At 65.7% G+C, this 21,551-nt stretch carries 21 protein-coding genes; 11 read left to right on the top strand and 10 right to left on the bottom strand.

Features of this window, described 5'->3' with window-relative positions:
- Window positions 1–3: 3 nt before the first annotated feature.
- The 3 genes from gsiD to A3CW_RS0103495 are packed head-to-tail and all read left to right on the top strand — an operon-like array spanning window position 4 to window position 2,800.
- Complete coding sequence (gene gsiD, locus A3CW_RS0103505) at window positions 4–897, top strand: glutathione ABC transporter permease GsiD (RefSeq protein ID WP_028202331.1); 894 nt, start codon at window positions 4–6, stop codon at window positions 895–897.
- A complete protein-coding gene (locus A3CW_RS0103500) occupies window positions 894–1,970 on the top strand; it encodes a DmpA family aminopeptidase (protein ID WP_051481199.1) in 1,077 nt (358 codons plus the stop codon). Before gsiD ends, A3CW_RS0103500 begins: the two co-directional genes overlap by 4 nt.
- A complete protein-coding gene (locus A3CW_RS0103495) occupies window positions 1,967–2,800 on the top strand; it encodes a M55 family metallopeptidase (RefSeq protein WP_028202329.1) in 834 nt (277 codons plus the stop codon). Before A3CW_RS0103500 ends, A3CW_RS0103495 begins: the two co-directional genes overlap by 4 nt.
- A 102-nt stretch (window positions 2,801–2,902) precedes the next feature.
- Here A3CW_RS0103495 and glgX read toward each other — a convergent pair whose 3' ends face one another.
- From glgX to A3CW_RS45090, 4 genes are all read right to left on the bottom strand, one after another.
- Window positions 2,903–5,080 carry a glycogen debranching protein GlgX gene (gene glgX / locus A3CW_RS0103490; protein ID WP_028202328.1) on the bottom strand — a complete coding sequence of 726 codons (2,178 nt, stop codon included), beginning with the start codon at window positions 5,078–5,080 and terminating at the stop codon, window positions 2,903–2,905.
- A gap of 285 nt (window positions 5,081–5,365) precedes the next feature.
- Window positions 5,366–5,689 carry an antibiotic biosynthesis monooxygenase family protein gene (locus A3CW_RS0103485; protein ID WP_028202327.1) on the bottom strand — a complete coding sequence of 108 codons (324 nt, stop codon included), beginning with the start codon at window positions 5,687–5,689 and terminating at the stop codon, window positions 5,366–5,368.
- 123 nt (window positions 5,690–5,812) lie between these two features.
- Complete coding sequence (locus A3CW_RS53220; RefSeq protein ID WP_154677845.1) at window positions 5,813–5,980, bottom strand: hypothetical protein; 168 nt, start codon at window positions 5,978–5,980, stop codon at window positions 5,813–5,815.
- 34 nt (window positions 5,981–6,014) lie between these two features.
- Window positions 6,015–6,422 (bottom strand): DUF6632 domain-containing protein, encoded by a 408-nt coding sequence (locus A3CW_RS45090; RefSeq protein WP_051481198.1) that lies wholly within the window; start codon window positions 6,420–6,422, stop codon window positions 6,015–6,017.
- A gap of 351 nt (window positions 6,423–6,773) precedes the next feature.
- Here A3CW_RS45090 and A3CW_RS0103470 point away from each other — a divergent pair, with 351 nt between their 5' ends.
- Window positions 6,774–8,879 carry a TonB-dependent receptor gene (locus A3CW_RS0103470; RefSeq protein ID WP_407669694.1) on the top strand — a complete coding sequence of 702 codons (2,106 nt, stop codon included), beginning with the start codon at window positions 6,774–6,776 and terminating at the stop codon, window positions 8,877–8,879.
- 13 nt (window positions 8,880–8,892) lie between these two features.
- Here the strand turns inward: A3CW_RS0103470 and A3CW_RS0103465 are convergent, their stop codons facing one another.
- From A3CW_RS0103465 to A3CW_RS0103450, 4 genes are read right to left on the bottom strand one after another with little or no spacing between them, the layout of a single operon-like run.
- Window positions 8,893–10,062, bottom strand: coding sequence for an osmoprotectant ABC transporter ATP-binding protein OsmV (locus A3CW_RS0103465; protein ID WP_028202325.1), 1,170 nt, complete (start codon window positions 10,060–10,062; stop codon window positions 8,893–8,895).
- Window positions 10,059–10,712, bottom strand: coding sequence for an ABC transporter permease (locus A3CW_RS0103460; RefSeq protein WP_028202324.1), 654 nt, complete (start codon window positions 10,710–10,712; stop codon window positions 10,059–10,061). The genes A3CW_RS0103465 and A3CW_RS0103460 overlap by 4 nt, the downstream gene beginning before the upstream one ends.
- A 15-nt stretch (window positions 10,713–10,727) precedes the next feature.
- Window positions 10,728–11,651, bottom strand: coding sequence for a glycine betaine ABC transporter substrate-binding protein (locus A3CW_RS0103455; protein WP_028202323.1), 924 nt, complete (start codon window positions 11,649–11,651; stop codon window positions 10,728–10,730).
- Window positions 11,648–12,364 carry an ABC transporter permease gene (locus tag A3CW_RS0103450; RefSeq protein WP_028202322.1) on the bottom strand — a complete coding sequence of 239 codons (717 nt, stop codon included), beginning with the start codon at window positions 12,362–12,364 and terminating at the stop codon, window positions 11,648–11,650. Before A3CW_RS0103450 ends, A3CW_RS0103455 begins: the two co-directional genes overlap by 4 nt.
- Here A3CW_RS0103450 and A3CW_RS52190 point away from each other — a divergent pair.
- The 7 genes from A3CW_RS52190 to A3CW_RS45080 all read left to right on the top strand — a co-directional run bounded on the left by A3CW_RS52190 (window position 12,363) and on the right by A3CW_RS45080 (window position 20,193).
- Window positions 12,363–12,572: a hypothetical protein gene (locus tag A3CW_RS52190; protein WP_154677844.1), complete on the top strand. Its 210-nt coding sequence runs from the start codon at window positions 12,363–12,365 to the stop codon at window positions 12,570–12,572. The genes A3CW_RS0103450 and A3CW_RS52190 overlap by 2 nt on opposite strands.
- A gap of 705 nt (window positions 12,573–13,277) precedes the next feature.
- Complete coding sequence (locus tag A3CW_RS45085) at window positions 13,278–14,297, top strand: M23 family metallopeptidase (protein ID WP_245623527.1); 1,020 nt, start codon at window positions 13,278–13,280, stop codon at window positions 14,295–14,297.
- A 168-nt stretch (window positions 14,298–14,465) separates the two neighbouring features.
- Window positions 14,466–15,908, top strand: coding sequence for an ethanolamine permease (gene eat, locus A3CW_RS0103440; RefSeq protein ID WP_028202321.1), 1,443 nt, complete (start codon window positions 14,466–14,468; stop codon window positions 15,906–15,908).
- A gap of 47 nt (window positions 15,909–15,955) precedes the next feature.
- Window positions 15,956–17,353: an ethanolamine ammonia-lyase subunit EutB gene (locus A3CW_RS0103435; RefSeq protein ID WP_028202320.1), complete on the top strand. Its 1,398-nt coding sequence runs from the start codon at window positions 15,956–15,958 to the stop codon at window positions 17,351–17,353.
- Window positions 17,350–18,150 carry an ethanolamine ammonia-lyase subunit EutC gene (eutC, locus tag A3CW_RS0103430; RefSeq protein WP_028202319.1) on the top strand — a complete coding sequence of 267 codons (801 nt, stop codon included), beginning with the start codon at window positions 17,350–17,352 and terminating at the stop codon, window positions 18,148–18,150. The genes A3CW_RS0103435 and eutC overlap by 4 nt, the downstream gene beginning before the upstream one ends.
- Window positions 18,151–18,377: 227 nt before the next feature.
- Window positions 18,378–19,394, top strand: coding sequence for a helix-turn-helix domain-containing protein (locus tag A3CW_RS0103425; protein ID WP_028202318.1), 1,017 nt, complete (start codon window positions 18,378–18,380; stop codon window positions 19,392–19,394).
- 16 nt (window positions 19,395–19,410) lie between these two features.
- Window positions 19,411–20,193, top strand: a complete 783-nt coding sequence (locus tag A3CW_RS45080) for an alpha/beta fold hydrolase (RefSeq protein ID WP_081771505.1) — start codon at window positions 19,411–19,413, stop codon at window positions 20,191–20,193.
- A gap of 13 nt (window positions 20,194–20,206) precedes the next feature.
- Here the strand turns inward: A3CW_RS45080 and A3CW_RS0103415 are convergent, their stop codons facing one another.
- Both A3CW_RS0103415 and A3CW_RS0103410 read right to left on the bottom strand, forming a co-directional pair.
- Window positions 20,207–20,743 (bottom strand): GNAT family N-acetyltransferase, encoded by a 537-nt coding sequence (locus A3CW_RS0103415; RefSeq protein ID WP_028202317.1) that lies wholly within the window; start codon window positions 20,741–20,743, stop codon window positions 20,207–20,209.
- A 16-nt stretch (window positions 20,744–20,759) separates the two neighbouring features.
- Window positions 20,760–21,332 (bottom strand): helix-turn-helix domain-containing protein, encoded by a 573-nt coding sequence (locus tag A3CW_RS0103410; protein ID WP_028202316.1) that lies wholly within the window; start codon window positions 21,330–21,332, stop codon window positions 20,760–20,762.
- Window positions 21,333–21,551 lie beyond the last annotated feature (219 nt).

The raw sequence follows: 21,551 nt of genomic DNA, 5'->3' as shown, positions 1-21,551 counted from the left end.
GCCATGAGCACGACCCTAAACGTTGACGCACGCGCAGAGGACGAAGCGATCCGCACGCCGTGGCGCGAATTCTGGCGCAAGTTCCGCAAGCAGCATGTCGCGCTCGGCGCGGGCGCATTCGTGCTGCTGCTGGTGGTGATCGCGGTGTTCGCGCCGCATCTCGTGCCTTACGACCCGGAAAATTACTTCGACTACGACTCGCTCAACGCGGGTCCGTCGGCTGCCCACTGGTTCGGCGTGGACGCGCTGGGCCGCGATATTTTCAGCCGCATTCTCGCGGGCACGCGCATATCGCTCGCGGCGGGCTTTCTTTCCGTGGCGCTGGGCGCCGTGATCGGCACGTTCTTCGGCTTGCTCGCGGGCTACTACGAAGGCTGGTGGGACCGCATCACCATGCGAGTGGCCGACGTGCTGTTCGCATTCCCAGGCATTCTGCTCGCCATCGGCGTGGTGGCGATCCTCGGCAACGGCATGATCAACGTGGTCTGTGCGGTGGCGGTATTCAGCATTCCGGCGTTCGCGCGGCTCGTGCGCGGCAACACGCTCATGCTCAAGCACCTCACCTATGTCGAGGCCGCGCGCAGCATTGGCGCGTCGGACTGGACGATCATCATGCGCCATATTCTGCCGGGCACCGTGTCGTCCGTGATCGTGTATCTGACCATGCGTATCGGCACGTCGATCATCACCGCGGCGAGCCTGTCGTTCATCGGCCTTGGCGCGCAGCCGCCCACGCCGGAGTGGGGCGCCATGCTCAACGAGGCGCGCGCCGATATGGTGACGGCGCCGCATATCGCGCTGTTCCCGAGCCTCGCCATCTTCCTCACCGTGCTCGCGTTCAATCTGCTGGGCGACGGCTTGCGCGACGCACTCGACCCGAAGCTGGACCGCGCATGAGCATCGATCGTGGAGATACCGCGCCGCATGTCGGCACCCTGGCGAGCGGGGCGACGGGAACGATTGCCGACGTAGCCGGCGTGCGCGTCGGACATTGCACGCTCGACGCGGGCGAGGTGCAAACCGGCGTGACCGTGCTGTTGCCGCATGCAGGCGACCTGTTTCGCGAGAAGGTGCCGGCGAGCGTTTGCGTGATCAACGGATTCGGCAAGAGCATCGGGCTCATGCAGCTCGAAGAGTTGGGCGTGCTCGAAACGCCGGTCGCGCTGAGCAACACGTTTGCGGTGGGCACACTCGCGCAGGCGCAGATTCGCGCGGCGGTCGCGGCGAATCCGCTAATCGGGCGCGGCCTGCCGACCGTCAATCCGCTCGTGTTCGAGTGCAACGACGGCTATCTAAACGATATTCAGGCGCCGGCGGTTCATGAGGAACACTATCTCGCTGCCTGCGCCGCTGCGAACGCTGACTTCGCGCGTGGCAGCGTAGGCGCGGGCCGCGGCATGTCGAGCTTCGACCTGAAGGGCGGCATCGGCACGGCGTCGCGCGTGGTGCAGGCGGCGCTCGCGCAGTACACCGTGGGCGCGCTCGTGCTGGCGAACTTCGGCCGCTTGCCGATGCTGACGATCGGCGGCGTGCCCGTGGGGCGCGAGCTTGCGGCGCGCGCGGCGTCCAATCGCGCAGCGCAGGAGCCCGAGAAGGGCTCGATCATCATGCTGATCGCCACGGACGCGCCGCTCGACACGCGGCAGCTTCGACGCGTGTCGATGCGCGCGGCAGCGGGTCTCGCGCGCACGGGGTCCGTCTATGGACACGGCAGCGGCGATATCGCCATGGCGTTCAGCACCGCGTACACATTGGCGCACGACGCGCCGACCCACGCGTTGCCGCCCCTGCTCGCCGACTCGCAGCTCGATCCGCTGTTTCAGGCGAGCGCCGATTGCGTCGAGCAAGCCATTCTCGACGCCTTGTGGTGCGCGAGCACCGTGCAGGGTCGCGATGGCCACGTGCGTCTCGCGCTGCGCGAAGCGGCGCCCGATCTCGCCGATCTGCTTTCAGGCGGAGCGCAAGCGTGAAGGTCCTCATCTCGGTCGATATCGAAGGCATAGGCGGCGTCTTCAACGTTCAGCAAACGCGCGCGGGAAACGCCGAGTACGAGCAGGCCCGCCGCTGGATGACGCTCGAAGCGAACGCGGCCGTGGAGGGCGCGTTCTCGGGCGGCGCGAGCGAGGTGTGGGTCAACGACTCGCATGGCGGCTTCAACAACCTGCTGCTCGACGAGATCGATGCGCGCGCACGCGTGATACTCGGTAAGCCGCGCACGCTGGGCATGATGGCGGGGCTCGAGCACCGGCCCGCGCTCGTTTTCATGATCGGCTATCACGCCATGGCGCAAAGCCGCGGCATGCTTGCGCACACCATCAACAGTTTTGCGTTTGCGCGCGTGCTCGTCGATGGCGTGGCGACGGGCGAGGCGGGGCTGTATGGCGCGCTCGCGCAGGAATACGGCGCACGAGTGGCGCTGCTCAGCGGTGACGATGTGTTCGAAGGCGAAATACGGCCCGCTTTTCCCGATGCGAAGTTCGTGGTGGTGAAGCGCGCCGGCGGCCACGCGAGCGGCGACCTGCTGACGCCCGCCGCGAGCCGCGAGCGGATTCGCGACGCGGCGCGCGAAGCCGTCGGGCAGATGGCACGCGACGGCGCATGGTGGGACCGCGCGTGTGCGGCGCCGCGTGTGCGCACGTGCGAGCTGCATACGCAGACTACTGCACTGGCTGACCTCTTTGCGCAGTGGCCGGGAGTGGAGCGCACGGCGGGCTGCGTGATCCGGTTCGTGGCGCCAACGGCCGAGTCCCTCGTGCGCACGCTCAATAGCTTGTCGGCGATGTCGGCGGTGCTGCGATGAGGCGGCGGTCGTTCGCCGCATTGTGCAACTAACTGTCAGCCCCGCCACACGTCGCACAACGGATCGGCGGCTTCGCCACCAATCCGCAAAAAAGCCCGCCGATCACCCGGTGAGATCTTCCTCCAGGCGGTCGAACACCCGCCGCGTCGCGCCACGCGCGTGCAGCGCGAACAGCAGTAGCGAGCGGCCGGTCACCTGGTAGACATCGCCCGCCTCGAATTCGGGCAGCTCGTCGCGCACGGGCATATTCGTGTCGATGAGGCAGTTCCACTGGTCGTTGCCCGGCACGGAAGGCAGCGTGAAATCCACCACGTCGTGATAGGCGTTGAGCACGATGAGCATCGTCGCATCCGAAGCGAGGCGCATGATGCCGCTCGTTTGCGATCGTCCATCGATCAGCATGCCGAAACAACGCATGGCCGAGTCGTCCCACTGCTCCTGAGCGATCGGCACGGCTGCGGGCGAGAGCCATTCGACGTCGGTGACGTCAAGCGCGGCGTTGTGCTCGCCGATGAGAAATCGGTTGCGTCGCAGCACCGGCAGCGCATGGCGTAGCGCGGTGAGCTTGCGCACGAAGTCGGCGAGCGCGCGGCCCGTGTCGTCAATGCCCTCCCAGTCTACCCAGCTCACCTCGTTGTCCTGGCAGTACGCATTGTTGTTGCCGCGCTGCGTGCGGCCGAACTCGTCGCCCGCGAGCAGCATCGGCGTGCCCTGCGAGAGCAGCAAGGTGGCGAGGAAGTTGCGCTTCTGGCGCTCGCGCAGCGCGCGGATTTCGGGGTCGTCGGTCGGGCCTTCCGCCCCGCAGTTCCACGAGAGATTGTCGCCGTGGCCGTCGCGGTTCTCTTCGCCGTTGGCTTCGTTGTGACGCTCGTTGTACGAAACGAGATCGTTCAGCGTGAAGCCGTCGTGCGCGGTGACGAAGTTCACGCTTGAACATGGCCGCCGCCCGCGCCGGTTGAAGCTGTCGCCGGAGGCGCACAGGCGCGTGGCGAGTTCGGGCGCCTTGCCTTCGTCGCCTTTCCACCAGGCGCGCGCGGTGTCGCGAAAGCGGTCGTTCCATTCCATCCAGCCGGGCGGGAAACCGCCCACCTGGTAGCCGCCCGGCCCGCAGTCCCACGGCTCGGCAATCAGCTTCACGCTCGCGAGAATCGGGTCCTGGCGGCAGCTGTCGAGAAAGCCGCCGCCTTCGTCGAAGCCGTAGGGCTCGCGCCCCAGGATCGTCGCGAGGTCGAAGCGAAAGCCGTCCACGCCCATTTCCAGCACCCAGTAGCGCAGGCTGTCCGTGACCATCTGCAGTACGCGCGGGTGCGAGAGATTGAGCGTATTGCCCGTGCCGGTGTCGTTGATGTAATAGCGCCTGTCTTCGGGTAGCCGGTAGTACGAAGCATTGTCGATGCCGCGAAACGAGAGCGTCGGGCCGAGTTCGCTGCCTTCGGCCGTGTGGTTGTAAACCACGTCGAGTATCACTTCGAGACCCGCCTGGTGGAGGCGGTCCACCATGTTCTTGAACTCGTCGATCGAGCCGTGCGCGCCCACCGAGTAGCGCGGGTCCGGCGCGAAGAAGCCGATGGTGTTGTAGCCCCAGTAGTTCGTGAGACCGCGTTCGAGCAGGTGCGAGTCGTTCACGAAGGTATGAATGGGCAGTAGCTCCACGGAGGTCACGCCAAGCCCGCGCATATATTCGAGCACCGGTGTTTGCGCGAGCCCGGCGAAGGTGCCGCGCTCTTCGGGCGGCACCTCGGGATGGCGGATCGTGTAGCCGCGCACGTGCGTTTCGTAGATGATCGTGCGCTCGCGCGGCACACGCTCGCGCATCGGGTGGTGCCATGTGAAGCCCTGATCGACCACGCGGCAGCGCGGCACATAGCGCGCACTGTCTCGCGTGTCGAACGAAAGATCGCCGTCGCGGCTTCCGATCGTGTAGCCGAACACGGCGGGATGCCAGCGCATCGTGCCCACGTGCGCCTTCGCATAGGGATCGAGCAGCAGCTTGTGCGGATTGAAGCGATGGCCCGCTTGCGGCTCGTACGGCCCATGCACGCGATACCCATAGATGGCGCCCGGTTCGAGTTCGGGCAGATAGACGTGCCACACTTCGTCGGTGTATTCGGGCAACTCGATGCGTTCGAGTTCGCGCACGCCGCTCTTGTCGAAGAGACACAACTCGACCTTCGTAGCGTTCGCGGAGAAGAGCGAGAAGTTCACACCGCGGCCGTTCCAGGTGGCGCCGAGGGGGAACGGTTGTCCTTCTACGATGCGGGTAGCGGTTTTTTTCTTCATGGGCTCGTCGGTTGGGGACGCGATGGCGCGCGCCTCCAACACCGTTGCGCGCGAGGGCGGGGGCTTGTATCAAGCAAGGTTTGGGCCTAAGACGCGCGGCGCAGCGGGAAGACGAGGGAGAGGGGCCGGATGCACGGGGCACGGCGGCAGCGAAGAAGATTGTGTATCGCCGTGGATCGCAACGTGCGTTGCTGCGTCAGGCGGCGGTGCGCGCTGCGAGCGTGTAGCTTTGGCGCAGCGCGTGCACAGATTTACCGATTTTCTTGACGACTCCGCGTGCACCGCCTATTTCACGGTTTGCACGACTTCGAAGCCTTCGAACTCGGGGTGGCTCAAATAGACCGGACGGTTTGCGCCGCCCGTATTGCCCGCGTTTCGATGTGCCGCGCGAAAGGCGTCGGAGCGCGTCCAGTCTTCGAAGTGCGCGTGGCTCGCCCAGATCGTGTGGCTCGCGTAGAGCACGTGGTCTTCGCGCTGCGGGCCTTTGAGCAGATGAAATTCGATGAAGCCGGGCACTTGCTTCAAGTGCGTGTCGCGCGTGGCCCAGACTTCCTCGAATGCGGCCTCGGAGCCTGGCGCGACCTTGAAGCGGTTCATGGCGATATACATGCGGCGTTCCTCTTCGCGTACGAAAAATCGATAGGCAGGGCGGCGGTGACTGCGCCCGCCGCCGCTTCGAGCTTCGATTATAAGAGGCCGTGAAGGCGCTCGCGCCGCGTCAGTCCCCCGGCCTCAGCCGACGCGGAACACCTGCACGGTGCCGGCAAGCCTGGTGGACTGCGTGTCGGGCGCCTGGGCGCCCGCGGTGACCTGCTCGACGAGCGCCGCGTTTTGTTGCGTGACTTCGTCCATCTGCGTGACGGCGGTGTCGACCTGCGCACGACCATGAGCGGCGCTCACGCCCGAGAACAGAGGGAGGTTTGCTTTGGCCTCCTTATAACCCAGTCGCCACCACCGGAGCACGGACGTTCGCCCGTCGCGGCGTGAGCGCGGCCAGCACGGCGGCGACGAGAAAGAGGGCGGGCACGTCGCCGAGCAGATGGCCGAGATGGCCGGGCGACGCCAGCGACTGGACCGTCATGATCGAGCCGTGCACGACGCTCGACCACACCGCGAACCAGATCAGGCTCAAATGCTCGAGCGGACGGCGCGCGGCGCGCATGAGGAACACGCCCAGCGTGGCGTAGATGCCGACGATCATCAGCGGGTAGTCAGAGTGGCCCGAGTGCCAGGTCCAGCCGGACGGCCAGAGCACCATCAGCGGGTAGATCGCGAAGGTGGCGATCGCGCCGACCGCGTATAGGGCGATGGAGAGGCTTTTGAGCCGTGTCGAGTCGTCCATGGCGCACCTCGTTGTGTCCGTCTGACAGTATGGGGAATATGCGCGCACGCGGTTTCTCGCGCAAGTCCTTTGCGATTAACGCGCTAATTTGCGCAACTTACCGGCGCGATGAGCGATGTTCAGCGCAACTTCGCTCGTGCGTGGTGGCGGTGAACTGAAAGCCATTCGTCAAAATTCCCTTCACAGTTAGTAATGTTATAACGTAACATTCGCGTCGAGCTGCAGCCACAACCCTGTGCGGCGGGCGTCCACCTGGGCCCGGACGTTCGCCGCGCATCACTCCAACGACGCAAACAAGAAACCATCGTGGCGACCATCCCTTTTACGTCCTTGTCCGCGTTGCTGGCGGGGCTGCGCTTCGCGCGCGTCCTGCCGCTCGCCCCCTTGCCGCTCGCGCTCTGCGGTGCGCTGGCTCATGCCCAATCGCCGGCAACGAATGCGGTCGACGCCGCGGCTGGCGACACCCGGCAGGGCGTCGCAACGCCTGGCGTCGCGACGCTCGCGCCGGTGTTCGTCACCGCGAACCCGCTCGGCAACACCGCTCTCACGGCGCCCTCCACCGCGCTCTACGGTGACGCGCTCGTTCTGCGCCGCGCCAACTCGCTGGGCGAAACGCTCAACGGCCTGCCGGGTGTTTCGACGACGACCTACGGCCCCATGGTCGGGCGTCCGATCATTCGCGGCATGGACGGCGACCGCATCCGCCTGCTGCAGAACGGCGTGGCCGCGTTCGACGCCTCGTCGCTCTCGTACGACCACGCGGTGCCGCAGGATCCGCTCTCGATCGAGCGCGTCGAGATCGTGCGCGGGCCGGCCGCGCTGCTGTACGGCGGCAATGCGATTGGCGGCGTGGTCAACACGATCGACAACCGCATTCCGCGCGAGCCGATTTCGGGCGTCAGCGGCGCGGTGGATGCGAGCTACGGCGGCGCGAACGACGCGCGCGCCGGCGCGGCGCAGGTGGAGGGCGGCAACGGCGGCTTCGCGTTCCACGTGGACGCCTTCGCCCGCGACACGAGCAACCAGCGCATTCCCGGCTACGCGCACTCGGCGCAGCAACGCACGCTGGACGGTCCCGATGCCGAAGAGCCCTATGGCAGCATCCCGAACAGCGACGGGCGCTGGCACGGCGGCGCGGTCGGCTCCTCGTACACCTGGGCCGACGGCTACGCGGGCATCTCGTACAACGGCTTCGACGCGAACTACGGCTCCGTGGCCGAAGACGACGTGCGCCTGCGCATGCATCAGGACCATGTGGCGCTCGCGTCCGAAGTGCGCAACCTGCAGGGGCCGATCAGCCAGCTCAAGTTCGATTTCGGTTATACGGACTACGAACATCGCGAGATCGACAACGGCGAAACGAGCACGACGTTCCGTAACCACGGCTACGAAGCGCGCCTGGAAGCGCGCCACGAGAAAATCGGGCCGCTGGAGGGCGCCTTCGGCGTGCAGGTGAGCCAGAACACCTTCTCGGCGCTAGGCGACGAGGCGCTCGTGCCGACCACGCAAACCACCAATGTCGCGCTGTTCGGTCTGGAAGAATGGAACGTGACGCCGGCGCTGAAGCTGAGTCTGGGCGGGCGCCTCGAGCATGTGAAGCTCGATCCGGTGGCGGGCGAAGACGGCACGAAGTTCGCGGGCGTGCAGGCGCGCGACTTCAACGCGGGCAGTCTCTCGGCGGGCGCGCTCTACCAGCTCACGCCCGTATGGTCGGTGGTGGGCAGCGTGGCGTACACCGAGCGCGCGCCGACGTTCTACGAGCTTTACGCAAACGGCCCGCACGACGCGACTGGCCAGTATTTGATCGGCAACCCCGACGCACAGAAGGAAAAGGCCGTTTCCACGGATCTTTCGCTGCGCTACGCGAGCGGCCCCAACAAGGCGAGCGCGGGCGTGTTCTACAGCCGCTTTCGCAATTACCTCACGGAGTACAACACCGGCCGCCTCGTGGACGACGGCGACACGCCCGTGCCCGCCGGCACCGCGGATGCGCTCAACGAGGCCGTCTACCGCGGTGTGCCCGCGGAATTCTATGGGGTGGAACTGGAAGGGCGCTGGCGCGTGCTGGAGCGCGGCGCGCATCGGCTCGATATCGGCTTGGCCGCCGACTACACGCACGCGCGCAACGTGGATACGGGCGCGCCGCTGCCGCGCATTGCGCCGTTGCGCGCGACGCTGAACGCCGATTACGGCTACGGCCCGTTCGGCGCGCACGCCGAACTCGTGCACGCATGGGCGCAAAACCGCGTGCCTGAAGACGATTTGCCGACCGCAGGCTACACCACGCTCGCGCTGGCGCTCACCTACAAATTCCATGTGGGCGCAACGAACTGGCTCGCTTATGTGCGCGGCGACAATCTCACGAATCAGGACGTGCGCTATGCCAGTTCCGTGGTGCGCGACATCGCGCCCGAGGGCGGGCGCAGTGTCATGGTCGGATTGCGCACCACGTTCTAGCGCGTCATGCCGCTCACACGGTGGCAGCCGCCGGCCGCACCGCCGCGCTCGGCGGCTGTCCGGTCTGCTGCCGCGAGCGGCCCGAGCTCAGATAGTCGGCGATCGAATCCTGCGTGATCTCGCCCACGTAGGCGCCCTCGGCGTCGAGCACCGGCATCCACGAGGCGCGGAACTGGTACATCTTCGAGAGCACGATGCGCAGGTTGTCGTCGACGGAAACGGTGGCCGGGAAGGGCGTGATGCGATCGCCGCACACGCCTTCGGCCCCACGCGCGGCGCGGCGCGCCACGAAGCCGAGCGCATGCTGGGCTTCGTCGAGCACGGTGAGGTAGCGCGAATCGCTTTCGTCCATCGCGGCGAACGCGTGCGAGAGCGGCGTTTCGGCGCGCGCCGTTTCGGGCTGCGTGGCGGCGTCGCCGGCCTTCACGAGCAACAGGCGCTTGAGCGTGCTGTCCTGGCCCACGAACTGCGCGACGAAGTCGTCATGCGGGCGCGCAAGCAGTGTATCGGGATGGTCGTACTGCACGAGCCTGCCGCGCCGGAACACCGCGATGCGGTCGCCCAGCTTGATCGCCTCGTCGATATCGTGGCTCACCATGATGACGGTCTTCTTCAGTTGCCGCTGCATCTGGAAGAACTCGTTCTGGATGGCCTCGCGATTGATCGGATCGACCGCGCCGAACGGCTCGTCCATGAGCAGTACGGGCGGGTCGGCGGCCAGCGCGCGAATCACGCCGATACGTTGCTGCTGGCCGCCCGAAAGCTCGCGCGGATAACGCTTCAAATACAGCTTCGGGTCGAGCGCGACCATCGACATCAGCTCCGCCGCGCGCTCCGCGCAGCGCTTCTTGTCCCAGCCGAGCAGGCGCGGCACGACCGTGATGTTCTCCGCGATCGTCATGTTCGGAAACAGGCCGATCTGCTGGATCACATAGCCGATGCGGCGGCGCAGATCCACTTCGTTCAGGCCCGTGGTGTCCTCGCCGTTGATGAGCACGCGGCCAGAGGTCGGCTCGATCAGCCGGTTGATCATCTTGAGCGTGGTGGTCTTGCCGCAGCCCGACGGGCCGAGGAACACGCAGATCTCGCCTTCGGCCACCGAAAGGCTCACCGAGTCGACGGCGCGCACGGTCTGGCCGTCTTTCTGCGTGAAGGTCTTCGTCAGTTGGTCGAGTTCGATCATGTCTTCTGTACTCCTTTCGGTGTCAATGCGCGCTGCAGCATCTGCAACAACAGGTCGGCGGCGATCGCGAGCACGCTCACGAGCACGGCGCCCACGAGCAGCTTCATCATGCTGCTCTGGCCAATGGCGCGAATGATCAGCGTGCCGAGGCCGCCCGCGCCGATCACGGCGGCAATGGTCATCACGCCGATGTTCATCACGACTGCCGTGCGCACGCCCGCGAGAATCACGGGCACGGCCAGCGGCAAGTCGACGAGACGCAGCCGCTGCCACGACGTCATGCCAATGCCGGTGCCGGCTTCCTTGATGCCCGCGTCCACGTTGCGCAGCGCGAGGTAGGTGTTGCGCATGATGGGCAGCAGCGAATAGAGAAACACGGCCGTGATGGCGGGCACCGCGCCAATGCCCTGGCCGAAGCGCGAGAACACCGGAATCATCAGGCCGAACAGCGCGATGGAGGGCAGCGTGAGGATGATGGTCGCAACGCCCAGCAGCGGCGCCGCGAGCCAGTCGTGGCGGCTGATGAGCACGCCGAGCGGCACGCCCGCGATGATCGCGCAGCCCACGGCGATGCCCACGAGGTAGAGATGCTGGAGCGTGAGCTGCAGCAGCTCGGGCCAGCTCGAAGCGAGATAGTCGAATACGTTCATATGGCCTGGCCTCCTTCAGGGGAGCGGATGCGTGCGCAGGAACTCCGCCGCCACTTGCTGGGCGGGCTTGCCGTCCAGATCCACGGCCTTGTTCATGTCTTGCATCACGTCGTTGTTGAGGGCGGCGGAAAGCGCGTTGAGCTGCGCGGCCAGCCTGGGATTGCGCTCCAGCACTTCCTTGCGCACCACCGGCGTGGCGTTGTACGGCGGGAAGAAGTGCTTGTCGTCTTCGAGCGGCACGATGCCGAAGCCTTTCACGCGGCCATCGGTGGTGTAGACGAGGCCGATCTTCAGCTGGTTGTTATGCAGCGCCGTGTAGACGAGGCCGGGGTCCATCTGCTTCATCTGCGAGCGGTGAAAGCTCATGCCGTAGGTCGCGAGCAGCGGCTTGAGACCATCCGGGCGATTCGCGAACTCGGCGTCCATGCCGAACACGTAGCGCTTCGCGTCGGGGTCCGTCTTCAACCTTTGCGCAAGCTGCGAGACCGTGGTGATGCCGGTTTCCTCGGCGAATTTGCTTGGCAGACCTAATGCATACGTGTCGTTGAGCGGCGAGGCGTTGAGCCAGACGAGACCGCGCGGCGCATCGAGCGCCTTCACGCGCTCGTACATCGCTTCGGGCGAAAGCTTTTCCGTCAGCTTGTCGTAGACGAGTGCCGCCGTGCCCGTGTAGTCCCATACGAGGTCGAACTGGCCGTTCTCGAGCGCGCTGCGCATGAGCGTGCTGCCGAGGCCGGAGCGCACCTCCACGGTATAGCCGCGCGAGCGCAGGTATTGCGCGGTGACTTCGGCGAGCACGTATTGCTCGGTGAAGTTCTTCGCGCCCAGTACGAGCTTGGGTTGCGCGAATGCGGGCGTGGCGGCGGCAACGAGCGCGCTGCCGATCACGCAGGCCTGAACGAAGCGGCGCAGGGATTTGAAGGGTGACGCGAAGATCATGCGAGCCCTCCGTGACGCGAGAGCCACTGATGGCTGCCGGCGGCGACCACGCCGTCAAGCACGAGCGCGAGCGCGGCCGTGAACGCGGCGCCGAGCAGCAGCAAGGGCTGATCGTTCAGATAGATGCCGGGGAAAATGAGCGAGCCCAGGCTGTCGGCGCCGATCAGATACGCGAGCGGCGCGGTGCCCACGTTGATGGCGAGCGCGGTGCGCACGCCGCCCACGATGATGGGCAGCGCACCCGGCAATTCCACGCGCGTGAGCGACTGCCAGCCCGTCATGCCGATGCCGCGCGCGGCTTCGCGCAGTGCGCCCGGCACGTTCTTCACGCCCTCATAGGTATTGCGCGTGATGGGCAGCAGCGACGCGAGAAAGAGCGCGACGATCGCGGGAATGTCGCCGATGCCGAACACGCCGAGCGCAATGGCGAGCACCGCGAGCGACGGAATCGTGTTGCCCACGTTGAAGATCTGCATGAAGCGTTCGGCCTGGCGCGCGAAGCGCGGCCGGCTGAGCAGCACGCCGGCGGGCACGCCGACCACGACGGCGAGCACCATCGAATAGCCGACGAGCAGCAGGTGCCGCCCGGTGTAGTAAGCGAGGTCGCCTGCGTGGCTTTGCCACGTATCGGCGCCGATGGCGCGTGAGAGGGCCCACGCGATGACGGCAAGGGCGATCAGGCTGCCCGCGAGCAGGGCAGAGCGTCGAGTCATGAAGGTACGCCTCCTTGTTTTTGTGCCGCGCGGCGCAACGCTGCGCGGCGGGGACGCCCAAGAGGATGCTCAAGGCGCCGCGAAGGAAGTTCGTGATCCCGGCATGGCCGCGATTGGAACCGACGAAAACAACGGACAGAAAAGCGGACAAAAAAGCGGACGAAAACCAGACCGCCCGCGCACGATGGCTACGTGGCCGCAGTGGTAGGAACGCGCTTCTCGCGTTCTTCTGGTTGTCATGTTCAGCTCAACGGCACCGAGCAGATCGATGCGCGCTGGAGCAGAAAACCGCCTGATGACGGCATGGATGCGGCGGCTTTGAACCGCTACGCGAGGGCCGGAGGCCCGTTTGAACGGCGCTTGCGACACAGCGGCCCTTTAGCGTGGACCGGGTATCTCAATGCGCACGAGAACGACTTCGTTGTGATCGAAACGAGATCAGTATAGATCATTCGATTAGGTGCGTCTACCTTGGGGAGCGATCGCGAGTTGACGTATAACAGGCAGGGTTGCATTCGGGGTGTCATTTTGGGAAATTAATCAGTTATCCGGATAAAGATCTTTCGGTAGCATTTCCCGTTTATAAAAAGGTGACAGAAAGTGCCGTACAGGTATGCACTTTTGCGTCGTGGGCTTTAGCAATCGACGTTCCCGGTGCTGCATCGAGGCGCTGCGGCAGAATGTTCCGCTCTTTTCGCTTTCTTAAGATTCGTTTAAGAAAGGCCATTTATTTTGAAGCGCTTCGCATCATCGATGCTCGCCGATTCAACGTTGCGGCCATCGATCTCACTTCCGATTTCACCTTGAGAAGCGCGGCGCCCGCTCGCGTCTCTCTGCTCTGCAATCCGTCATTCGATTCATGGCTTTTCGTGCAATAGCGGCCTCCCCGGGCCTCGCGGGGAAACTCATCGTTGTGTCAGCAATCGGTTTGACGAGCGCCGCGTGGCTCGCCCATCGACACGCGAACGTTGCCACCGACGATCCGCTTGCCGACGCGGCGACAGTGACGGCTGCAGCGCCGGCGCAAGATGCCGCGTCGCAGGCAGCGGCCAGCGCGGCGCCCGCGAGCGAAAGCGCGCCGGCGTATCGCGTGGAGACCGCCGTGGTCGGGCACAGCTTTTCCGAGGCGGCCCAGCGTCTCGGCGTGGATGCAGCGACGACGGCGAGGCTGGCGCGCGCGTTCTCGGGCCGCCTCGATTTCCGGCGCGATCTTCAACGCGGCAGCGAGATCCGCTTCGTGTTTCGCAATGACACGAGCGGCGCGAATGGCGCGAGCGAAGCAAAAGATGCAAACGACGTGAGCGCTGCGAATGCCGGCGCGCCACAGAGCACAGCGTCTTCAGACGACACGCCGGTCGCGATCCGCATCTCGAACGGCAACGTCTCGCACGATCTCTTTCTCTACCGGAACCTCGCGGGCAAGGCGTTCTATTATTCGGCCGACGGCCATGCTGCCGCGCCATCGTTCTTGCGCTATCCCGTGAAGTTCACGCGCGTGTCTTCGCACTTCTCGCTGCGACGGCTCGATCCGGTCACGCATCGCGTGCAGCCGCACGAAGGTGTGGATCTCGCGGCGCCCGTCGGCACGCCCGTTCACGCGACCGCTCGCGGCACCGTGACGTTCGCCGGCTGGCAGACGGGCTACGGCAAGGTCGTGAAGCTCGAGAACTTCGGCCCTTACTCCACGACCTTCGCCCATCTCGCGCGCTTTGCGAAGCACTTGAAGGTCGGGCAGACGGTGAGCAAAGGGCAGGTGATCGGGTACGTGGGCGCGACGGGTTGGGCGACGGGTCCGCATCTGCACTATGAGGTGCACGTGGATCAGGTCGCGCAGGATCCGCTGACCGTCGACTTGCCGCATCGCGACCCCTTGCAGGGCGAGGACAAGCAGCGCTTCGCGCAGCAGGTCGCGCTCATCGATCCACTGCTTTAGGCACAACGCGCGAAAGGCTGCCGCAAGGAAGCACGCCGCGGCGCGTGCTGCGCCGCAAACGCGATTTGCCGATTTTCGATAACACGTCGATTAATGACTCAATAGCATGGTTCCACTCAACCGTGGCGGCCAGGGCCGGCCGCCCGGGCCACCCAGAGGGAGAAAACCATGCAAAGCGAGTCGAACGCACGCCCTGCTGCAGTTGGCACCACACCTGGCACCGTAGTTGGCAACGCAGGCGGCGCAGGCGCGCCCGCGCTCAATCAGACGCTCGGCACGTGGCAGTTGTGGGGCATCGCAGTCGGCCTCGTGATATCGGGCGAGTACTTCGGCTGGAGCTACGGCTGGGCCAGCGCCGGCACGCTCGGCTTCGTCATCACGGCGCTGTTCGTCGCGGCGATGTACACCACGTTCATCTTCAGCTTCACCGAACTCACCACCTCCATTCCGCATGCGGGCGGCCCTTTCGCCTATGCCCGCCGCGCGTTCGGGCCGACCGGCGGGTATCTGGCGGGGGCGGCCACGCTAGTGGAATTCGTATTCGCGCCGCCCGCCATCGCGCTCGCCATCGGCGCGTACCTGCACGTGCAGTTCCCGGGGCTCGAGCCCAAACACGCGGCCATGGGTGCGTATCTCGTGTTCATGGCGCTCAATATCGTGGGCGTGCAGATCGCCGCGACCTTCGAGCTGATCGTCACGCTGCTCGCCATCTTCGAGCTGCTCGTGTTCATGGGCGTGGTGTCGCCGGGCTTCGCATGGAGCCACTTCACGAAGGGCGGCTGGTCGGGTAACGATCACTTTTCGCTGGGCTCGTTCCATGGCATGTTCGCCGCGATTCCGTTCGCCATCTGGTTCTTCCTCGCGATCGAAGGCGTCGCCATGGCCGCCGAGGAAGCGAAGAACCCGCGCCGCTCGATTCCCATCGCCTACGTGGCCGGCATTCTCACGCTCGTCGCGCTCGCCGTGGGCGTGATGGTGTTCGCGGGCGGCGCGGGAGACTGGACCAAACTCGCCAATATCAACGACCCGCTGCCGCAGGCCATGAAGTTCATCGTCGGCGAGCACAGCGGCTGGATGCACATGCTCGTCTGGCTCGGGCTGTTCGGTCTCGTGGCCTCGTTTCACGGCATCATCCTCGGCTATTCGCGGCAGATCTTCGCGCTGGCCCGCGAAGGCTATCTCCCCGCGTGGCTCGCGAAAATCCATCCGCGCTTCAAGACGCCGTATCGCGCGATCCTCGCGGGCGGCGCGGTGGGCATCGCCGCGATCTATAGCGACGAGCTGATCCAGTTCGGCGGGCAGACGCTCACGGCCAACATCGTCACGATGTCGGTGTTCGGCGCGATCGTGATGTACATTGTCAGCATGGCGGCGCTCTTCAAGCTGCGCCGCGTGCAGCCGGCTATGGACCGGCCGTTTCGCGCGCCGCTGTACCCGTTTTTCCCGGCGTTCGCGCTCGTGGCCGCGCTCGTTTGCCTCGGCACGATGGTGTATTTCAATGCGCTGGTCGCGGGGGTGTTCGTGGTGTTCCTCGCGCTCGGCTACGCGTATTTCCTCGCCACGCGCACGCAGCGCGAGGGAATGTCCGTCGAGGGGCTGCTCGAGGAGTGAGCCTCCAGGGCTTGTTCACAGGCCCTGGCTTTGGAGGAGTCCAACGCATGAACTATACGGAGACGATCGGCGCGCGCACCTACCGCTTCGCGGACCTCAAGACGCTGCTCGCCAAAGCCAGCCCGCTGCGCTCCGGCGACCAGCTCGCGGGCGTGGCGGCGGCGAGCGAAGAGGAGCGCGTGGCCGCGAAAATGGCGCTTGCCGCGGTGCCGCTCAAGGCGTTTCTCGCGCAAGCGCTCGTGCCTTATGAAGACGACGAGGTCACGCGCCTGATCGTCGACGATCACGATGCCACCGCGTTCGCGGCCGTTGCGCACCTCACGGTGGGCGACTTTCGCGACTGGCTCCTTTCCGGGGCGGCAGATACCGAAGCGCTCGAGCGCCTGGCGCCGGGCCTCACGCCCGAGATGGTCGCGGCGGTGTCGAAGCTCATGCGCAATCAGGACCTGATCGCCGTGGCAAAGAAGCGCCCCGTGGTTACGCGCTTTCGCAACACCGTGGGGTTGCCCGGCCGGATGTCGGTGCGCCTGCAGCCGAACCATCCGACCGACGACGTGAAGGGCATCGCCGCCTCGATGCTCGACGGCCTGATGTATGGCTGCGGCGACGCGATGATTGGCATCAATCCCGCAACAGACAGCCTGGCGGCCATCGTGAAGCTGCTCGCGATGATCGACGGGTTTCGCGAGCGCTACCGCGTGCCCACGCAGTCCTGCGTGCTCACGCACGTCACCAACACGATCGCGGCGATCGAAAAGGGCGCGCCTGTCGACCTCGTGTTCCAGTCGATCGCGGGCACGGAAAAGGCGAACGCGAGCTTCGGCATTTCGCTGGCGCTGTTGCAGGAGGCGCGCGAGGCGGCGCTCTCGCTCAAGCGCGGCACGGTTGGCAACAACCTCATGTACTTCGAGACGGGGCAGGGTAGCGCGCTCTCGGCGAACGCGCACTACGGCGTGGACCAGCAAACCTGCGAGGTGCGCGCTTATGCAGTCGCGCGCAAGTTCGAGCCGTTCCTCGTCAATACGGTGGTCGGTTTCATCGGCCCCGAGTATTTGTACGACGGAAAGCAGATCATACGCGCGGGGCTCGAAGATCACTTCTGCGGCAAGCTGCTGGGCGTGCCCATGGGCTGCGACATCTGCTATACGAACCACGCCGAAGCCGACCAGGACGACATGGACACGCTGCTCACGCTGCTGGGCGCAGCCGGCATCAACTTCATCATGGGCATTCCGGGCGCGGACGACGTGATGCTCAACTACCAGAGCACCTCGTTTCACGACGCGCTCTACGTGCGCGATCTGCTCGGCCTGCGCCGCGCGCCGGAGTTCGAGGAGTGGCTCGAGACCATGGAGATCGTCGACGCGAAAGGCGCGCTCCTGCCAGGCTCCGCGCGCGTGCCGCTGCTCGCGGGCGCGCACGAATGGATGGGGATCGACGCATGAGCGACGCCGTCGAAAAGAACCCATGGGGCGGTCTCAAGGCGTTCACGAACGCGCGCATCGCGCTCGGGCGCGCGGGCAACGGCTTGCCTACGGCGCCGCTGCTCGCGTTCAATCTCTCGCACGCGCAGGCGCGCGACGCCGTGCATCACCCGCTCGACGCCGAAGCCTTGCGGCGCACGCTCGAAGCCGAAGGCTTCGCCACGCTCGGCGTGGAAAGCGCGGCGCCGGACCGGCAACATTATTTGCGCCGGCCGGACCTGGGGCGGCGCTTGTCGGAGGCGAGCCGGGCAGCGTTGGTCGAAGCGGCGGGTTTGGCCACTGCTGCGCGTGACGAGCCGCCCGAAGTCGTGTTCGTGATCGGCGACGGCCTCTCGGCGATCGCGGCCGCGAAACAGGCCGCGCCGCTGCTGCTCGCGGTGCGCGCGCGCCTCGCGGGCTGGCGCATCGGCCCGGTGGTGGTCGCGCGTCAGGCACGCGTGGCGCTCGGCGACGAGATTGGCGAGTTGCTGGGTGCGAAACTCGTAGCGATGCTGATCGGCGAGCGGCCAGGGCTTAGCTCGCCAGACAGCCTCGGCGTCTATCTCACTTATGCGCCGAAGGTGGGCTGCCATGACGCGCAGCGCAACTGCATCTCGAACGTGCGTCCCGAAGGGCTGCCGTATGAAGCGGCCGCGCACAAGCTCCATTACCTCCTCACGCACGCGCGGCGGCTCGGGCTGACCGGCGTCGGACTGAAGGACGATAGCGACGCGACGCTGCCGGGCGTCGGGGCGGCCGGGCAGATCACGTCTGCATGAAGGTCTGCACGCGAGCGCGGAGACTGCATGCGCCGCCACCATTGAAGCCGGCGACGCACCGCGGCGGTGCCGCCGCCTGTGCAGGGATTGAGCACTCCTCTCACCGCCATTGCGCCGCCGTGGAGCAGCGCCGCGCCCGGCATTGCCGTTCTGCATACCGTTCTCGCTGGCCCGACTCTTGCATCAATCGACGATCGATCGAAGCAAGCGCGTACTGGGAGGCAGCCATGAACGAAACGGCAGAGCGAACCGAAGCCACGGCCGGACAGGCGCAATGGAACGCGCCTGGCACCCGCACCGTGGTCAGCGTGGCGCACGACGCCGACGAACAGGCGCGCAACCTCGTGGGCTGGCGGCAGACCTACGACCAGCTCGCGGCGGGCCGCTTTGTCGGCACGCTCACGGAGCTGCCGCTCGACACCATGAAGGTCTTTCGCGAGACCACGAGCCACACGCTGCGCCAGGCGTGCGAGGTGCGCGGCGACGCCTGGTGGTTCGGCATACCGGTCGCGCGCGAAGGCGAGGCGCGTATCGACGCGCAGCCCTTTGGTGCGCAGGCGTTTGCGCTGCGCCCGGGCAACGTCGAATTCGAGTTGCTCACGCCCGCACAGTTTTCGATCTACGGCGTGGTCGTGCGCGGCGACGTGATGCGCCACTATGCCGCCGCGGTCGAGCACACGGCGCTCGAAGAGCGTCTGCCGGCTGCGCCTGTCGTGCAGGCCGGCGAGGCGAGCATCGAGCGCCTTTGCGCGCGGCTCGCGAGGTGTCTCGACGATGGCGGCCACGCGCATGAGAACGTGCCGAACGCATCGCTTTCGGACGCCGGGCGTAATGCATTGCAGGCGGAAGTGCTCGCCGCGCTATTCGACGCCTGCGCGGGCAGCGCGGATGCGGTTGCCGAGCCCGCGTCGCGGCGCCGCTGGATCGTTGCGCAGGCGCGCGACTACGTGCTCGCGCATCGCGCGCGGCCGGTCGGCGTGCCGGAGCTTTGCGAGCAGCTGCACGTGAGCCGGCGCACGCTCCAGTACTGCTTTCAGGATGTCCTTGGCATGGCGCCCGCAACCTACCTGCGCGCGCTGCGCCTGAACGGCGCCCGGCGCGACCTGTGCGCTCGCGCGGCCGGTTCGGTGCAGGACGTGGCCGCCGCCTGGGGCTTCTGGCATTTGAGCCAGTTCGCCTCCGACTACCGGCGCATGTTCGGCATGCGGCCTTCTGAGGCGTTGCGCGCGGTGGCATCGCCTTGAATTCCCGGACGAGAGTATGAATGCATTCGCGACAGATGACAGAGGGAACGTTCTTCGCTACCTGGATTTATATTCCGGCACGAACGCTTCCGAACCGCTCCTGTTGGTTCATGGTTTGGGTTGTGCGTCCAGCAGTGATTACCCATCGGTAGTGGGCTCGAATTCATACTCAAAATGCCGGTCGCTCCTCATCGATCTCATGGGGGCGGGGTTCAGCGACAAACCGGAGGACGGGACATATACTTCGGATGACCAGGCAAATGTCCTCTCAAACCTTGTCGCGAGCGAGCGCTTCACGCGGGTGAATCTCTTCGGCCATAGCGCTGGCGCGTTCGTCGCGCTGAAGCTCGCTAAATGCTTGCCGACCGAGCTGGCTAGCGTGATTTTATGTGCGCCCGGTCTGAACGACTACGGCAATGCGATGTTGTCGGAAATCACGTCGATGACCGAAGCGCAATTCGTCGCCGAAGGGTATTCGCAGCTTCTGGCGCAGTTGAAAGCCGCCGGCGGCAACGACGCCTGGCTGGGCCCGTTTTCCGTCGCATCGCCTCATGCCATTTACCAATGGGCAAGATCCGCGCTGGACGATAACGCGCAAAACTGGCTCGATGATCTCGCCAGGCTGAATGCAAAAAAAGGGGTGATTCTTCCGGATACGGCTGCGAGTGACGAAATTACCCAATTCGAGCACGCCGGCTGCAGCGTCGAACTCGTTGCCGACACCGAGCATATGATGGCTTACGACAATCCCGATGGCCTCGCGCTCTCCATCAGCAATATGCTCGAACGAGGCGCTTGAGCAGCCCGCCGGCTTAGCGGCTCAGCAGTTGCTTGTGATAGAACGTGGTGCCGCAAACTGCGCCGTCCGGCATCAGCGCGTAATTCGGCACGGCGCCCACACGCTCCCATCCCGCGCGCGCATAGAGGCGCTCGGCCGCGCCGCCCGTTACGGTGTCGAGCACGAGCACCGATTTTCCGGCCTGCGTTGCCGCCTCGTCGATCGCGAGCATGAGGCGCAGCCCCACACCTTGTCCGCGCGCGGCGCGGTGCACCAGCACCTTGGCGACATCGGCGCGATGCGGCTGGTTTTCCGGTTGCCCCGTCACGAGCTGCGCCGTGCCCACAAGGCGCTGCTGCGCGTCTTCGGCCGCGAGCAGGATGCGTTCGCCTCGCGCCACGTCTCGCGCCACGCCGTGCCAGAACGCGAGCGCCGTCTCGCGCGCGATCGGCAGCATGAAGCTCACCGAGGCGCCGCCCTCCACGCAGTCGATGAGTACGTCCGCAAGCGCGCTCGCGCAGGCTTGCGCCTGTTCGGCGGTGAGGCGGCGTACCTTGATGGTTTCGCGCATAGGAATGTGAACCCGGTCAGTTAGTGGTCCTGCAGAGCGCGACGACATAGCGCGCCGGCTCGTTCGCGGGATTGCGATAGACGATGGGGCAGTCGAGGCGCATCGCGAGGCAGTCGCCGGTTTCGAGCCGCCACACGCGCTCGCCCACCGTCATCTCCATCGCGCCTTCCATCACCCAAACCTGTTGATGAATCTCCGCGTCGCGCAGGCTCGTGTCGTAGGCCACGCGCTGGCCGGGCGGAAAGTGCACTTCCACGAGCTGGATCGGCGACCATGCGGGCGGCGAGAGATTGCGCCGCACGTAGCCCGACTCGGGATCGGTCCAGACCGCTTGATCGCGGGCCGCGGCGTGCGGGGAAGGGGCCTGCCGCGCATCGTCGCCCGGCGCCTCGAAGAGCGACGCGAGCGCGACGCCGAGCGCCGTCGCGAGCTTGTCGAGCACGACGGCCGTGGGGCTGCTTTGCCCGCGTTCGATGAGCGAGATGTTCGAGCGGCTCACCGAACTGCGCTCGGCCAGCGCTTCGAGCGACCAGCCTTTGGCGTCGCGCAATTCGCGCAGGCGGCGGGCGATATTGGTGTGAATATCCATGTCGTCCAGTTTAATGGATTTAAGAATCCAGTAAACTGGATTCTGTAATTTTGTGTATAAATCTTTATGCGCATCAAGTTTGTCGCGGGCGTGCGACAGACGATGCCGCCCTGTTATTCCGGTTAGTCGATACGCAAACGTTTGCGTCGTCTCGGGCGGTCAAAACCTTGATTTTCGTCAATTGAAGGCCTCCTGCCCGCTGTTAGTTTCCCGCTATCT

The organism is Paraburkholderia nodosa DSM 21604, from assembly GCF_000519185.1.
GTDB lineage: Bacteria > Pseudomonadota > Gammaproteobacteria > Burkholderiales > Burkholderiaceae > Paraburkholderia > Paraburkholderia nodosa.
Note: the sequence above shows the minus strand (reverse complement) of the source record. Positions and strands in the feature narration are given on the sequence as shown.